Annotated in this window: 13 protein-coding genes; 4 read left to right on the plus strand and 9 right to left on the minus strand. The window is 44.3% G+C overall.

Annotation, left to right across the window (positions count from 1 at the left end; translation table 11 throughout):
- Window positions 1-54: 54 nt before the first annotated feature.
- The 5 genes from FLK61_RS15940 to FLK61_RS15960 form a co-directional block, all read right to left on the minus strand.
- Complete coding sequence (locus FLK61_RS15940) at window positions 55-885, minus strand: carbohydrate ABC transporter permease (RefSeq protein ID WP_176010349.1); 831 nt, start codon at window positions 883-885, stop codon at window positions 55-57.
- 2 nt (window positions 886-887) lie between these two features.
- Window positions 888-1,841, minus strand: coding sequence for a carbohydrate ABC transporter permease (locus FLK61_RS15945; RefSeq protein ID WP_176010350.1), 954 nt, complete (start codon window positions 1,839-1,841; stop codon window positions 888-890).
- A gap of 192 nt (window positions 1,842-2,033) precedes the next feature.
- The gene (locus FLK61_RS15950; protein WP_176010351.1) at window positions 2,034-3,356 is read right to left on the minus strand and encodes an ABC transporter substrate-binding protein; all 1,323 of its coding nucleotides are present in this window, start codon (window positions 3,354-3,356) and stop codon (window positions 2,034-2,036) included.
- Window positions 3,357-3,538: 182 nt separating this feature from the next.
- Window positions 3,539-4,111: a YesL family protein gene (locus FLK61_RS15955; RefSeq protein WP_176010352.1), complete on the minus strand. Its 573-nt coding sequence runs from the start codon at window positions 4,109-4,111 to the stop codon at window positions 3,539-3,541.
- Window positions 4,112-4,139: 28 nt separating this feature from the next.
- Window positions 4,140-5,147, minus strand: a complete 1,008-nt coding sequence (locus tag FLK61_RS15960; protein ID WP_176010353.1) for a LacI family DNA-binding transcriptional regulator — start codon at window positions 5,145-5,147, stop codon at window positions 4,140-4,142.
- A gap of 212 nt (window positions 5,148-5,359) precedes the next feature.
- Between FLK61_RS15960 and FLK61_RS15965 the strand changes: the two genes are divergently transcribed.
- A complete protein-coding gene (locus FLK61_RS15965; protein WP_176010354.1) occupies window positions 5,360-6,811 on the plus strand; it encodes a glycoside hydrolase family 1 protein in 1,452 nt (483 codons plus the stop codon).
- Window positions 6,808-7,728, plus strand: coding sequence for an ROK family protein (locus FLK61_RS15970; RefSeq protein WP_176010355.1), 921 nt, complete (start codon window positions 6,808-6,810; stop codon window positions 7,726-7,728). The genes FLK61_RS15965 and FLK61_RS15970 overlap by 4 nt, the downstream gene beginning before the upstream one ends.
- Window positions 7,729-7,929: 201 nt before the next feature.
- Here FLK61_RS15970 and FLK61_RS15975 read toward each other — a convergent pair whose 3' ends face one another.
- A complete protein-coding gene (locus tag FLK61_RS15975; protein ID WP_176010356.1) occupies window positions 7,930-8,784 on the minus strand; it encodes a hypothetical protein in 855 nt (284 codons plus the stop codon).
- A 129-nt stretch (window positions 8,785-8,913) separates the two neighbouring features.
- Between FLK61_RS15975 and FLK61_RS15980 the strand changes: the two genes are divergently transcribed.
- The gene (locus FLK61_RS15980; RefSeq protein WP_176010357.1) at window positions 8,914-9,240 is read left to right on the plus strand and encodes a helix-turn-helix domain-containing protein; all 327 of its coding nucleotides are present in this window, start codon (window positions 8,914-8,916) and stop codon (window positions 9,238-9,240) included.
- Between the two features lie 182 nt (window positions 9,241-9,422).
- Window positions 9,423-10,445 (plus strand): LCP family protein, encoded by a 1,023-nt coding sequence (locus FLK61_RS15985; protein WP_176010358.1) that lies wholly within the window; start codon window positions 9,423-9,425, stop codon window positions 10,443-10,445.
- Between the two features lie 889 nt (window positions 10,446-11,334).
- Here FLK61_RS15985 and FLK61_RS15990 read toward each other — a convergent pair.
- The 3 genes from FLK61_RS15990 to FLK61_RS16000 all read right to left on the minus strand — a co-directional run bounded on the left by FLK61_RS15990 (window position 11,335) and on the right by FLK61_RS16000 (window position 15,713).
- Window positions 11,335-12,393 carry a glycosyltransferase family 4 protein gene (locus FLK61_RS15990; protein WP_176010359.1) on the minus strand — a complete coding sequence of 353 codons (1,059 nt, stop codon included), beginning with the start codon at window positions 12,391-12,393 and terminating at the stop codon, window positions 11,335-11,337.
- A 351-nt stretch (window positions 12,394-12,744) separates the two neighbouring features.
- On the minus strand, window positions 12,745-13,818 hold the full coding sequence (gene csaB, locus FLK61_RS15995) for a polysaccharide pyruvyl transferase CsaB (RefSeq protein ID WP_176010360.1): 1,074 nt from the start codon (window positions 13,816-13,818) through the stop codon (window positions 12,745-12,747).
- Entirely contained in the window at window positions 13,815-15,713 is a 1,899-nt protein-coding gene (locus FLK61_RS16000; protein WP_176010361.1) for a DUF5693 family protein, read from the minus strand. Before FLK61_RS16000 ends, csaB begins: the two co-directional genes overlap by 4 nt.
- Between the last annotated feature and the right edge of the window lie 31 nt (window positions 15,714-15,744).

Genomic DNA, 15,744 nt, shown 5'->3' on the forward strand with positions numbered 1-15,744 from the left:
GTGCGCGTATCGGCTACGAAAGAGCGTTACGCGGTTAACAAAAAGTAGGAATGATTAGCTCTTGACTGCGCCGTCGGTGATACTCTTGATGAAGAGGCGGTTGAAGAGCAGGAATACGATAATAAGTGGTACGGTTGCCCAGAATGTACCGGATAGGATCATCCCGAAGTCACGTACGCGATCATCCATCAGGGAGCGTAGTGCTACTTGAATGGTGTGTGTAGATTGATCTTGTAGGACGACGAGTGGCCATAGGTAGTCTCCCCAGATAGCCATGAAGACGATGATTCCGAGTGTTGCGAATGCTGGTAGAATGACTGGTACGACGATGTTCCAGTAGATGCGGAACGTCGAGCATCCGTCGATTCTTGCAGCTTCAATAATTTCGTCTGGTACGGCACTGGAGATATATTGTCTCATCCAGAAGATACCGAACGCGTTCATGAGTCCTGGTACGATAACCGCACGAAGGTCACTTAACCAGCCGAACTGTGTGATGATGTGATAGCTTGGAATAAGTCCGAGCTGCGGTGGGATCATCATCGTTCCGAGGATAAGCACGAATAGGAAGGTGCGTCCTGGGAATGGTAGTTTCGCGAATGCAAATCCTGCTAATGAACATAGAAGCAATACGCCGAATGTAATCGTCGTTGCGACAATCAGCGAGTTAAGCATCGCTTGGAAGAACGGGATACTATCTAATACGTTTTGAAAGTTAATGACTAAGTTTGATCCTGGTGTCATGACAGGTGGTGATTGGTTAATTAAATTGTTTGGATTCGTAGCCATGACAAACATCCAGTAGAACGGGAATAACGATAATAAGCCTGCAATTGTTAGGAAGGCGTATAGGCCAATTTTTGCCCACATGTTTTGTTTCTTCATTGCTACTTCACCTCCACCTTTTTAGATCTGCCGATTCTGTTTGTAAAGTACATATTTAGAGAAGAGAAGATAATAATGATGAAGAATAAGACAATCGCTGTTGCAGATGCTGTACCGAAGAAGTTACTTCCGAATGCATCTCGGTATAGGTAAAGCACGATTGTGATACCTTCAGGTCGTCCTCCACGTCCCTGGAAAATATGCGGTTCTGCGAATACTTGAAGCGCACCGATCGTCGCTGTGAATACAGAGAAGATGATGAATGGCTTCAGCATTGGAATCGTGATGTGCCAAATTTGCTGACGAACTGTAGCTCCGTCCATTTTTGCTGCTTCATATAAATCGTTCGGGATTGCTTGCATCCCTGCTAAGTAAATGATTGTGTTATAACCGACCCAGCGCCAGAATACCATCGCTGCGATCGCAAACTTCGCTCCCCACTCCGAACGCGTCCATGTAATTGGATCGACGCCGAAGAATCCGAGGAATGTGTTTGCAAGACCGGACTCTTGGTTACTAAAGATAACGCTGAATACGATTGCTACTGCTACGATCGACGTTACATATGGTAAGAAAATAGCGAGTCGGAAAATTCCTTTATACTTAAGTAACACGGAGTTAAGCGCAAATGCGAGTAGCAGTGCAACTACAAGCTGAGGAGCAGTCCCCATGAGGCCGATTATGACCGTGTTATAAATTGATTTCCAAAATAGGGGGTCATTAAAGATAATGACAAAGTTGTTGAAGCCTACGAATTCCATTGGGTTTAGGCCGTCCCATCTAAAGAAAGCTAAGTAGAAGCTAAAGAAGATCGGGAATACACCAAATACCGCAAATAGAATATAGAATGGTGATATGAAGGAATAGCCTGCGATCATATCCCACGTGCGGCGTGAAAAGGCGCTTTTTTTCTTTTGTGATGTTTTTTCTGCTTGGGCAGAATACTCTTCAGCCATTGTCTTTCCTCCTACAAATTTAAGACATGTTGATAGAAAAAGGGCTGTCACAGTCAGCGTTTGGCGCCACCTGACAGCCCTCCTTCCCTAAATAATGCTTGTTAAATTATTTGTGTGTTGTGTTGCGTGCTGATCGTATTGCGTTTGTGACAGATCGTGCGTTTTGTTTTTAGATCGAATGCTTCTAGCTAATTAGCGAGAGATACGCTGTTGTACACGGCTTAGAATATCTTCCCACTCTTCTTCTGATTCAATGCCGTCATAGACGTTGTTTAATCCTTCAAGGATCTCTGTGTTTACTTCTCCGTACTGAGCTCCTTTGTGAATGTGCTCTACTTCAAGTGCTGCATTAGCAAATACTTCTGCTGTGTTTTGACCGCCGAAGTACTCGTCTGTGTACTCTGCAAATTCAGGCATTTCGTAGACAGATGGTGCAGATGGGAATAGACCCATGTTCTCGAATGCTTTTAGCTGTTGCTCTGGAGCAAGTAACCACTTAAGGAACTCGTATGCTTCTTCTGCGTGCTCTGTTTGAGAAGGAACCGTGATCCAAGATCCACCCCAGTTACCAGCACCTTCAGGTAGTGCTGCGATTCTCCAGTTTTCTTGATCTGGTGCGTTACCTTTGATTACACCTTGCATCCAAGCTGGAGCAAGTAGTGTTGCGTAGCTACCTTCGTCCATTGCTGCACCCCACTCAGGAGTCCACATGCCATAGTCACCAATGTACCCATCTTCGATCATTTGTGCTGTATCATCATACGCTTGCTTCACAAATTCTGATTGCTCAAGAATTAGCTCATCTGATTCGTTGAAATACTGTTCTGGAGCTTGGTCACGCTTCGCGTTGTAAACTGTCTCTGCGTTCGGTGCCATGACTACTCCAGTTTCGTCTAATACTGTTTGTGCTGCATCGCGGTAATCATCCCACGTTTGAATAAGTGCTTCTACTTCTTCCGGCTCTGAAGGAAGTCCAGCTTCTTCAAAGATATCTGCGCGGTAGAACATGACTGTAGGACCAATGTCAGTTGGAATTCCGAATAGGAAATCGCCTTCTACGTCAGTTCCAATTTCCCAAACCCAGTCAAGATAGTCGCCTTCGATTTCGTCAGCACCCATCTCATATAAGTTAACAAAGCGATCTTGAGCATTTTTGTAGCCATCGATTTCTGATACTTCAATCGCAGCCATATCTGGCGCTCCACTTCCTGCTGATAGTGCAGTGAAGAGGTTGTTGTGGTGATCTTCCATGTCAATCTCTTGGAATGTGATACTGACATCCGGATTCTCTTCTACATACTCAGCTGCAAGTTCTGGGTAACCAGTTGCACCGAATAGCCAGAAAGAAAGTTCTATTTCTGCGTCTTCGCTTCCTAGATCCGTAACTTCTGCTTCATTGTCTGCTACTACGTTCCCATCATTGTCCTGAGTAGCTGTGCTGTCTCCGCCACCGCCACATGCGGCTACAACCATTGTTGTAAATACGAGTGTTGTTGTTAAACCAAACTTTTTCATAACCATTTTCCCCCTAATTGTTTTTAGAAAATGCAATTTACTAAATCGGTTTCGTAACAGGCAAAAAATATAAGCGAGTGACCTTTTGACAAATTGCGCATCGATGTCGAAATCGGTTTCGTAAGGTTATTGTATACGATGCCATTTTATTTTGTCAACGCTTTCATTTAAAATTTATTTTTTTATTTTCCAAATGTAAGCGCGAGGATAACAGCCCCTAAGCTAAAACTAAAAAATAAAAGGAGGACGGCTAGTTGCGAAATGATAAATCCGCCAATCACGATTGACATCAATCCTGTGATCACCATACTCGGCTTTCTCAAAAAATAAATCACGGACTGCTTAATCGCTTCTTTAATCGTTCGCCCCTCACTTATATAAATAAACCCGTAAGCAACTACGACAAGATAAAAGATCGTAAAGAAAAAGGCTAAGCCAATAAAAACGTTGGCAAGAGAGCTCTCCCATCTAAATAAAAAGTAATAGTCAACGACTAAAATTGCCCCTACGAGAAGGAGAATCCAGGAAAACAAGACGGATCTTAGGAAATATCGTCTAACTGCTTCTACGTACGATACCTTTTCGCCCGTCAAGTACCCTCTAATTTTAATAAAGCTTGCTGTCGTTGCTGGTCCGATCCCGAACACCACTAGTCCAGCAAGCGTCGTGCCGATCCACAATATATTAATAACCACTAGGCGCATTAACCACGTTGAAATTGTATCGATGATGCCAAATGTGCGACCTTGTGCCATGCTAAAATCTCTCCCTTATGCGTTATACTTATGCTTTTGCGGAGTCTCGTATTATCAATTCTGGCTCCACAATTACTTTCGTTTTATCTAATTTCCCTTGAATCATGTCACGCAGTAAATATGCGGCCATCTTGCCGATCTTCTCTTTATCCTGTTTCACCGTCGTAAGTGCTGGCATCGAATAGCGCGCAGCCATAATATCATCGACGCCAATAATCGCAAAGTCATCCGTTGATAGCCCGTGCTCTCGAATCGCTCGAATCACACCAAACGCCATTAAATCGGATGCCGCAAAAATCGACGTTGGGTAGTCTCCGCTCGTAAGCCATTCCTTCATAGAACGGTAGCCACTTTCTTCGAAGAAATCTCCATACTTAATCCATTCTTCATTTACAGGAAGACGATATGTGTGCATCGCTTCTCTAAACCCTTGCAGTCTATTATAAGAAACTAAGTTTTTCGATAGACCCCCAATCATACCAATTTCCGTTTTACCTAATAGGTAGAAATGCTCCACAGCAAGACTCGCAATCGTACGGTTATCGGTAGTTATATACGCAGAGTTATCTCCTTGCAGGTCAATATCGACTCCAATACATGGGATACTACTCTTATCAAGGTCATGAACAGACGGCTCGACCTCTTCCCCGCCTATAATGATGCACCCATCCACTTTGTAGTGTTGACAGCGAGCTAGATAGTTTTCGTTTTTCGTGTGAAATTTTTCGTTGGAGAAAAATAGAAGGTCGTACCCTTCTCCACCTATTGTCTTCTTAAACATATCGACCACATCAACAAAAAACGGGTGATTAAAGTCGACATTTATTTTACCAGCGTAAATAACGCCAATGAGCTTTGTCTCTTTTCTCGCCAATGTTTGCGCCGCATAGGAAGGTCTATAGCCATGCTCCTCCATAATCGCAAGCACGCGCTCCTTTGTCTTTGCCCCTACATCATCATAATTATTAATAATCTTTGATACTGTCGCCTGCGAGACTCCCGCAAGCTTTGCAATCTCTTTAATTGTCATCGGCATCTGCCTACACCTCTATTTCTATCGCTCTAAAATATATGGTTCTCTCTCATCATACTATACAAGTGTTTCGTAAATAAACGTTTTTAACGAAAGCGCTTTATATTTTTTTGAGAAAAAGCAAAAAGTCCTTTGACAAACGCAGACTTTTTATTCTACAATGAAAACGAAATCGGTTTCGTAACAGCGTAATAAACTCAAGGAGGTTTTCACTTATGTATCATGCATCACTGAACCCATTCCCATCGACGTTTCTCTTTGGATCCGCTTCTGCTGCGTATCAAATTGAAGGCGCTTACGATCAAGACGGTAAAGGCCCATCTGTTTGGGATACGTATACAAAACTCGAAGGCACAACATTTAAAAATACGAACGGTGACGTAGCCGTTGATCACTACAACCGCATGGAGGAAGACGTAGCACTTATGGCTGAAATGGGCCTTAAAACGTATCGGTTCTCTATCGCGTGGACTCGAATTTATCCAACAGGCGCTGGCGAAGTAAACGAAGCTGGTCTTGCCTTTTATGATCGTTTAATTGATTTGTTACTTCAACATGATATCGTTCCCATGGTCACGGTTTATCACTGGGATCTGCCACAGGCATTAATGGATAAGTACGGTGGATTTGAAAGTCGTCAAATTATTGAAGATTTCACGACTTACTGCGAAACGCTCTTTACGCGCTACGGCGACCGCGTGAAGCACTGGATTACCTTAAATGAGCAAAATATCTTTATTGGCCTTGGCTACCGCAATGGTCTTCACCCACCAGGTGTAAAGGATTTAAAGCGTATGTATGCAGCGAATCATATCGCGTTTCTCGCTAATGCGAAGGCAATCGCGTCCTTCCGCAACCTTGTGCCAGACGGGAAGATCGGACCAAGCTTTGCTTACGGTCCAATCTACCCTGCTGACTGCAAGCCTGAATCAATCATTGCTTACGAAAATGCAGAAGAATTAAACAACCATTTTTACATGGACGTTTACGTAAACGGCGAATATCCTGATATGGCAATGAAGTACTTAGAGCGCGAAGGCATTGCACCAACAGTGGAGCCTGGTGACACAGAGATCTTAAAAGCTGGGAAGCCTGACTTTATGGGCGTGAACTACTATCAGTCCGGCACCGTATCTGCGAACCCGCTTGACGGTGTTGGCGAAGGAAAGATGAATACGACAGGTAAAAAGGGCACGACATCTGCATCCGGCGTCCCTGGTTTATTCCGCAATGAACGTAATCCACACTTAGAGACGACAAACTGGGACTGGGCGATCGACCCTGCTGGCCTGCGTGTTGCGCTCCGTCGAATTCACAACCGCTATAAGCTTCCAATCATTATTTCTGAAAATGGATTAGGTGAGTTTGATAAGCTGACGGAAAACGGGGAAGTACACGATGACTACCGCATTGATTATATCTCGAAGCACATTGACGAAATTCAAAAAGCAATCACGGACGGCGTAGACGTCTTAGCTTACTGCACGTGGTCCTTCACGGATCTACTTAGCTGGTTAAACGGCTATCAAAAGCGTTATGGGTTTGTTTACATTGACCGCGACGAAACGGATGAAAAAGAGCTAAAACGTATTAAAAAGAAAAGCTTCTACTGGTACAAGGATTTAATTGCAAGACACGCTAATGAGGGGGCGGTGAGTCGAGATTGAACGTACTAACAAAACCGTACATTGCATTTGATATTGGTGGAACAAACGTAAAATGGGGTCTTTTATCGAAGGAAGGCGAGCTATTGCAGCACGACTTATTTTCATCCAAAGACGGAGATAGTGAGACGATCTTAGCGGGCATGCGCAAGATCCTGCGCGAGGTTGATGTTGCTGGTATCGCGGTCTCCATGCCTGGCTTTATTCACGCAGATACTGGGTACATTGAGTTTGGGGGCGCAATCGTCGGCTTCCACCACTTCCCGCTTAAGGATACGCTCGAAGCGGAGTTTGGCATTCCCGTCACGGTAGAAAATGATGTGAACTGCGTGGCTTTAGCGGAAAAGTGGAAGGGTAACGCGCAGGATTTAACCGACTTTGTATGTATTACGGTCGGCACTGGTATTGGTGGCGCGATGTACTTAAACAATGACCTGTATCGCGGTCATGCATATCGTGGCGGCGAGGTTGGCTTTATCATTACGGCTGACCGTCCTGGCACTCGCCCACTTGATAACTGTTTAAGTATGATCGGCTCTATGCGAGGCTTGCTACTGAACTATGCAAAGCTTCGTGGCACGACGCTTGAGAATGTTACGGGCGAAGCATGCTTTGCTGATTATGATAACGGTGATCCAGAAGTTATTGCGTTAGTCGACGATTTTTACTCGAACCTAACAAAAGGACTCTTTAATATCGGCGCTATTTTAAACCCGCAAAAGATTTTGCTTGGTGGTGGAATAACTTCACGAGGAGCGTTTTTAGGCGAGATGAGAAAGCACTTAGCTGACATGAATGATATGAAGCTCGATATTCCACTGGAGCTTTGCTCGTTCGGTAATACCGCTGGAATGATTGGTGCCTTGCACTATCACTTGCAGCAGGTACCTGTTGCTCCTGAGAAAAAGTTGAGTTTATAAAGTAATAGATAGTTGAAGCCCCGTCGCGAGGAGGATGCGACGGGGCTTTTTTGGGGTTAGGGTGTTGCGGAGGCGATAGACGTGTGGTTGTAGGGAGATGACGCAAAGAACGCTAGGTTTGATGCATACGGAATGCGAAGTACCTCATACGAACCTCAACATGGCGTATCCCTATCCCCTTTCCCAGCAAATCCACCCTCTTTAAAGATAATACTTCTCCCACGCCCTTGTCTTCACGGCACTTATTAACGGCATCTCAATTATTGGGCTAGCTTCATCTACACGCAACGCGACGCCTAGCTCGTTTGCTTGCTTCACGATGATTTCCCACTCTTGATCGAGCATTCCTTCGACTCCGAATCCTTCTAATGATAGGTACACTTTTTCTAATGTTGCTCGGGAGCGGAGCTTGAGCTGCTTTTCATGTCGCTCCCCTCTCCACTTTTCTACGATTACTAGTAGCGTAGCTAAGAGGGCGTCTTTATGTACCTCAAGTAATAATTCAGGGGCTTTGTGGGGGAAATGCAGCCACTCATCTCCATAAATTTGCCTAAGTGGCTTCTTTAATGTTTCCACCAAAACAGGTAAAACCATCGTTGTTGGCTCTGCCTTTTGCCCGATAAAGAATTGGTGAAAGGAGTGCACGTAAAGAGTCGAGCGGTTTATCTCGAACTCAAGAGTCTCGTCCATCGCCTCTTGCTCTTGTAAACGAATCAGCAGTGGTGTAATGACGTTATGGTAGTGTTCAATCAGTCGCGTTGCCGTGCGCTTGGCAAATAAACGGTCTAATTCGTAGCTTATGCGTTTGGACTCGATAGGCTCCTTATTGACCGCCCTTGCTTCGACGATAAATAGCTCATCTTTGGAGGAAAATGTGACTGACAACTCCCATGCTTTAAACTCTTCTTTCAGGTTATTTGCCTGTTTGTTTCCTGCATCATGCAAGAGTTGCTCCATCTTATATAGGAGCTCAAGTGGAAAACTTTTTGATGGTATGTGATCAAAATTATGATAAACACTAGTAAAATCGGCTCGGTGAATCGAAACTAGATGCATACAAAATCCCCTTAAATTTACATTTATATGTATTCATCATAATACACAATACGTGTATTTACAACACGTTTTGTAAACTTGCCTTTTTTCATTTTTCCTGCGTGCTACATTTGCTTAAGGTGATGAAACATGCAGACGTTTGGTGAATCCTTGAGAACGCTCAGGCTCCGGCACGGATTAAAACAAGAGGAGCTAGCACAAAAGCTGAATATTAGTAAAAGCTCCATTAGCATGTACGAAAAAGATCGACGTGAACCTTCACTAGAACTGCTTCGTGAGATTGCCTTATTTTTTGACGTCTCAGTAGATGAACTTTTAGGTGTAAAACGTCCAAAGGGACAGCAGGCAGACTTAAAGTTTGAAGATGCTGACTTAAGCCCTGAAGAAGTGACGTATTTACGCGAGACTCTAGAGTTATACAGAAAGCATAATAAGAAACAAACCTATGATAAATAAAAGTAGCCAATCGGCTACTTTTTTTGTGTTTTAGAGTATTTTCGACACTCCTCCATAAATCTCATATTGTAGCTTTGACTCTTTTTAGGTAAAATAGGTAAGACTTCGTGCAAGTTTATGTAACGTTTTTAAATTTTTTTCGTCAAATATATGTAGTACCGCTAATTAAAGGAGAAAATCAAATGACTCAATCAAGAGTACAATCAAAAAGTGGCCGTAAACGATCCCCGTTTCGGCGTTTCATGCGTACATTACTCATCATGTTTGTTCTAATGTTTGCAGCATCTGGAGCAGTCGTGGCATACATGGCAAACCAAGTTAACGATGTTACTTCCAGCGCTAGCGTTGAGCTTGAGCGAGGCGATCGCTCGGAGAATCGAACGGAACCTGTATCTCCATCCAAAGATAACATATCGATACTATTTTTAGGCGTCGATGACCGTGACGGTAATTTGGACGGTCGAACAGACGCTAACCTTCTAGCCACGTTTAACCGTGACGAAGGCTCTGTAAAAGTACTAAGCATTCCTCGTGATACGTTAGTCGATATACCAGGTCGCGGTGAGGATAAAATCAATCACGCTCACGCTTTCGGTGGCGTTGACCTAACGATTGATACAGTAGAGCAAATGCTCGATATCCCCGTGGATTATTTCGTTACAATCAACTTTACAGCGTTCATGGAAATTGTGGATACATTAGGTGGTATTGAAGTCGACTCGCCGATCGCTTTCACCGAAATGGACAGCGCTGATACTCAAAATGCCATCTCCATTGATGAGGGCATCCAAGAGCTCGATGGCGAAGAAGCCCTTGCTTATGCTCGTATGAGAAAATCCGATCCACGCGGCGACATTGGTCGTGGAGAACGTCAGCAACAAGTATTAGAAGCAATGCTTCGTAAAGGAATGTCCTTCAATTCGATCGTCCGCTTCGATGACGTAATGGAAAGCCTAGAGCGTCACGTAAAAATGAATCTTTCCTTCGGAGAAATTGTCGGCATGCATGGCTACGCAAGCAGTTTAAATGAAGTAGAATCAATCAACTTTAGAGGCAATGACGCAACCTATAGCGGCGTTTATTATTTCCAAGTGGAAGACCAATCATTAGAGGAAGTTTCAACGGAGCTACGTGTCCACCTTGGACTTGAAGAACCAGAAGTAACGGACGATAGTGAAGCAGAAGACGACGAAACAGAAGAATAAATGAACAGATCTAAGACCAACCACTGCGGTTGGTCTTTTTTTATGGAGGTGAAGATCTAGGTTAAGCGCAGCACCGCAGGCGCCCCTTCGCGCCGTTTGCTACTACCGGTGGTGGCTTGCTCAACTATTTCTGCCGACCAAACAAATGGCCGTCAGAAAGGATTTTCGCTGCGCATAAGAGCTACCACTGGTAGTACGTAAACGTCGCTTCGGGTTACCTGCGGTGACGGTTCGCTTCACTTCTTCTCGTCATTTCTCTCACTTTGCGCATCACTTCTGGTATTCTGCTACGTTATTTTAATCGTTAGTTAAGTGAATGTAGTTCTTAGGTTTAATCTAACTTTCGTACTTAAACATTTACTCTAATGCTTTTACCTCCCCTCAAAAAGCTCAAGAGGAGGCAGACTCGTAGAATGCCCGGAGACAATTAGTAGGAATAGGCTTGCGATGAGACCACGCAGAAGGGCGTCTAGAGGGAGACGGCAGTCGACCTCTGCCTGACGAGTAGGCTCATCGTAAGACCCTGCTAATGTCGTAGGGCATTCGTAGAGCTGACTCCTCTCCCCCAACATCTTTAGGAAAACCGAACGAAACTAGCTGGCACTAGATCAATTAAAGCTCGAAAGATTTTGATCTAATGAAAATCATCTTACTACTTTTTAATAAGCACGTAGAGCTGGCAGACCCGAAGAACATTCGAAAACAATCCATAGTGGAAAGAGGTTTTTAAGATCCCACAGGAGGCGTTTTGGAGGAGACGACAGTCGACTCCTGCAGGGCGAGGAAGTTCAAAGGCCGGCCGTCGCAGAGTGTTCGTAGGGCTGACAGCTCGGAGAGCTGTGTGAAGTCAGTAAAAAACCGCCCTCCAGCTGGAGAGCGGTTAAAATGATTAAGATGTGCGGCGCAGATTGGTTAGTCTGTTGATCATGTTTAGCATTGGGCGGTATTCCGTATTGATGAGTCCAACTAGCTCGACCATCAGCTCGACTGCAAAGAGAACGAGTAGCGTGATGATGAGTGCTCCCCACAGTGTGGATTGCGTGAGAAGGACTGCTGATAGCGCGAAGAAGGCGCTGATTCCGTAAATCATGAGTACAGATGAACGGTGAGAATAGCCTAAGCGTAAGAAACAGTGATGCAAGTGAGACTTGTCTGGTGCCGAAAGTGGCTGTCTGTTTACTTTACGGCGTACGATTGCAAACAGTGTGTCTGAGATTGGTACAGCCAAGATAACGATTGGAATCAAGAGCGAGAAAAGTGTAACGCTTTTGAATCCTAGTAGAGAGATAACGGAGATCATGTATCCTAAGAATAGTGATCCGGTGTCTCCCATAAAGATCTTTGCCGGGTGGAAATTGTAGTACAAGAACCCGATAGTACTTGCAAGTAAGATTGAAGCTAAAGCAACGATGAACATATTGCCGTCCATAATGGCAATCGTTGTGATTGTAAGTAGGACGATGGATGATACACCTGCTGCAAGACCATCTAAGCCGTCAATTAAATTGATTGCGTTTGTGACACCGACAATCCAAAGTAGTGTAAGTGGAATGCCGAACATGCCTAATTGTAAGATGCCATCGAAGGGCAGGTTAATAAATTCTACATAAACGCCGCCAACAATAGCGACTGTAGCTGCTAAAATTTGTCCTAGAAGCTTTACTTTAGCTGATAATTCGAAGATATCGTCTAAAAATCCTGTGATAACGATAATCGTACCACCGATCATGATCGGCCATGTGTACGGTGAGTCTGGCATGGTGACAAGCATTCCAACCATGAAGCTAATGTAAATCGCAAGGCCTCCAAGACGTGGCATGATGCGCTGGTGGACTTTCCGATAGTTTGGCTTGTCAGTTGCGCCAATTTTTATCGCAAATCGTTTAACTAGTGGCGTGATTAATAGAGCAGTGATAAAGCATAAAAGAAACGTTAATACAAATTCCAAAAAATTCACTCCCCAATCTTTATAAGAACAACGGTAACTGTTAGTATGTTCTTTTTATCCGATAGGTCTCTCCTATCGCTTGTTTTTAACTTATCTATGTTCTATGCGGGTGTTGCTCGTTTTTTAAATGTCGTTTATTAGACGTTCCAAACACGAAAAAGGTTACAAAGTAATTTAATTTGAGAGTTGCACTGCTCGGATTATATCACACCGAACGCGGATTTTATACAAATCTTTGACAAATTGTTGCACAAACCTCGTTGCTCTTGGAGAGTTTACCCTTTTACACATATTAAAAACAGGTACGATAGACGTGTTTTCTATCGTACCTGCCTCTAAAATTATGGGTAATTAAGAAAAAGCTCGCAGTACTTGTTGCGCTAATGCTTCTGTTTTTGCCTTTGCTGACGCGGTATATGCCTGTACGGATGCGCGCCGATCATCTAATTCAACGAGCGCCTTTTGTACTTCACGTAAGACGTCGTCTTTTGTCCATTCATCGTCCTCGACATTGACAGCTACTGGTTGATCGCACAGTGCCGCGAAGGCGTCGATTTTTGGATCATACGAGATTGCCACAAATGGTACGTCGACTGTTGCGGCAAAAATTAATGCATGTAGTCGCATGCCTACAAGAAGCTTACTGTGATCGATTAGCTGAATCTTCTCTTCAATAGAAGCGCTGTGTGGAGAAATGATGGCCCCTGATTGTGTCATATAAGAAGTCACTTGAGCGGCCGTTTTTGCATCCTCTTCCCCGTGCATAGGGAGTAAGACAATTGTTTCGCCCGAAGCAATAAGGTCGTCAAGCATCTCGGCAAGCTTCTTTAAATGATCTTTGCCGTGCGGCCAGTCGCGAATCGAGACGGTAATATAAGTCTCAGACTCGAGACCAGCCATTGGTGGTTGCTCCGAGCCTTTGGCGCGAATGCCAATAACAGGGTCTGGAACAAGACGAATTTGCTTCGTGATCCCAATGTCTGAAAGAAGTGCTCTAGATGCTTCATCCCGAACTGACAGATAGCTTGCTTTAGCGAGACTTGCTTTGACAATCTTGCGACTGCGCGGCTGATCAAGTGGACCGATGCCTTGCGCATAGATCGCGTAAGGTGTGCGAGTCATTCGTGCAATCCACATGATCGCACTGTAGTAAATCACACTTTTGGGGCCTGTTTTATCTTGAAGGAGGCTTCCTCCACCGCTAATGACGCCGTCAGCGCGACGAATCGCGCTAAAAACATCCTTCAGCTTCCAACGGTTAACGGCTTTAACACCGTACGTCTTCGCTGTTTTTTCTGGTTGGTTAGATAAGACGGTGATCTCAATATTGCGCTGTTGTTCACGAAGCGCCTGCACGATGGATTGAAGAATAGCCTCATCGCCAACGTTATCGAAACCGTAGTATCCTGATAGAACTACCCTCATCGACTCACCCTTTCCATCACTGCTGGGACGACCCATTTTAAGATTGCCTTCACCACGACGATCAGTGCGACACCGATAACCGCTCCGATTCCGATACTAAGTGCAGTTCGAATAACCGACGTGACAAACGGTGTGTGAAGGTGAGTAAACGTTCCGACCATGGATGCAAAGCCAAGTCCCCCTGCAAGTAAAAGGAAGCGTGCGAACAGTACTTTCTCCTTCCACATATAAAGCCCGGTTACAAAGATAGGAATACCAATCAAGAACTCTGTCGTTCGTGGGCGTACAGAGAATGTATTCTCTAACAGCTGACGGAATTCAAGCTCATACGGGAGCGCTACTCCGGCGTTGCCAGTACGCGTCACATAGAAGAGTGCTAATCCTCCAACGACTGCTAAGAAAACTAAGTGCCAGAACTTTACTGTCTCAGAAAGCCAGCGGTAGCCAATAAAGAATGCCGCTAAAATGATGACTGGAGCAATCGATAAAACTTTTACTCCTCTAAATGTGTCCAGGTGGGAGATGTAGTCAGATCCGTATAGGAGGGTAACAACAAACCATGCACCTGTTAACGTAATACCGATTGCCTGTAAGAATCTGATAGCAACCTGCTTTGTTGACTCAGGTTGTTTAATGGATAACACCGCGTAGGTTGGCGCTAAAATAGCTAGTCCCAATACAATTAATTTCATGAGTATATCAATATTTACTAGTGCGATCCCTGCAAATCCAATAAAGCTGACACCAGCTAATGGCAAGATTAGCTTTGTGGATAATAGAGATGCAACGATTCCAACAAAGGATGCTGCCGCAAGTAAAACAATTAATGTAAACCAAATTGGTGCTTGGAAATTCTCATATGGCATCGCAATGCCTGGCTCTCCACTTGTGCGACGATGCATGTCGGAGAGGAAAATCTCTGTGTTGTCAAGCTGCTTTAGCGCAGCGTCTGGTGACGTATAGATCTCCGCTGGTGCGCGGTTAAGTAAGTTCACAAAAATAATTTGATTATTTCGTTCATGCACAGCGCGCGCTCCACGAAAAACAGCCGTATAGTCCGTTGGATCAAATGTGGATCCAAGGGTCATACTATGGAGACGAACGTGATCACGGTCTAATCGGTCCATAAGCTGATGTAATCCACGTTGATCACTATTTTCTATCATGATTGCGCCTAGTCCAAGACGGTTCATTCGATCAGCTAAGTTTGCAATAGCTTCTGGCTCTCCGAAGCCAACGATTTCAAGACCTGTAAATAAGACGTGTGACGCGTTCTCCGACATCTCTTCTAACTGTCTAAACAACACGTGATTTTCTTCTTCAAAGTAAAAATTGTTTTCAAGGCGCGGAATGACAGAAAGTCCGTTTGACACGACTTCCTCATATGCCTCCATATCAAATGTAATTGGTTCATTCAGTGTACGACTTGACCCAAATGGGACATAAAAGAAAGTGTCTCCTTCAATCTCCATTTCCATAATTTCTAAGCCAAATTCAGAACGCTCGTAGTTCAACACTTCTTCGATTGGCTCTGTTAGCTCATTTTCTTCAATAATCTGCAGGTAAAATCCCGTTTCCTGCGGAATATCGCTACGCTCAATATCATAGAGCTGTAAAAGCTGCCCTGTGGACACATACTCCACTAAATCACGAGACCGTAAATCCGAAATCGTAAGTGGCTCAAGGGCAACCGATTGAATGCCCTGCTCCGCCGTTAATCGCTCATAAATAAGCTCTGCATCGAGTCCTGCATTTCTGGACATAAGCTCAATATCATCATAAGGGATCGATAGCTCATACACATCGTTTGCCCCTTCAACCTGGACTCTCTCCCACAAAAATGGAATAGAGACGAGCATTGCGAGTATTACAACGCCCCATAGAATTTTTTTCATTCGTTTAGTCTCCCCTTCTATCATGACGTCC

This window comes from Paenalkalicoccus suaedae (genome assembly GCF_006965545.2).
GTDB classification, from domain to species: domain Bacteria; phylum Bacillota; class Bacilli; order Bacillales; family Salisediminibacteriaceae; genus Paenalkalicoccus; species Paenalkalicoccus suaedae.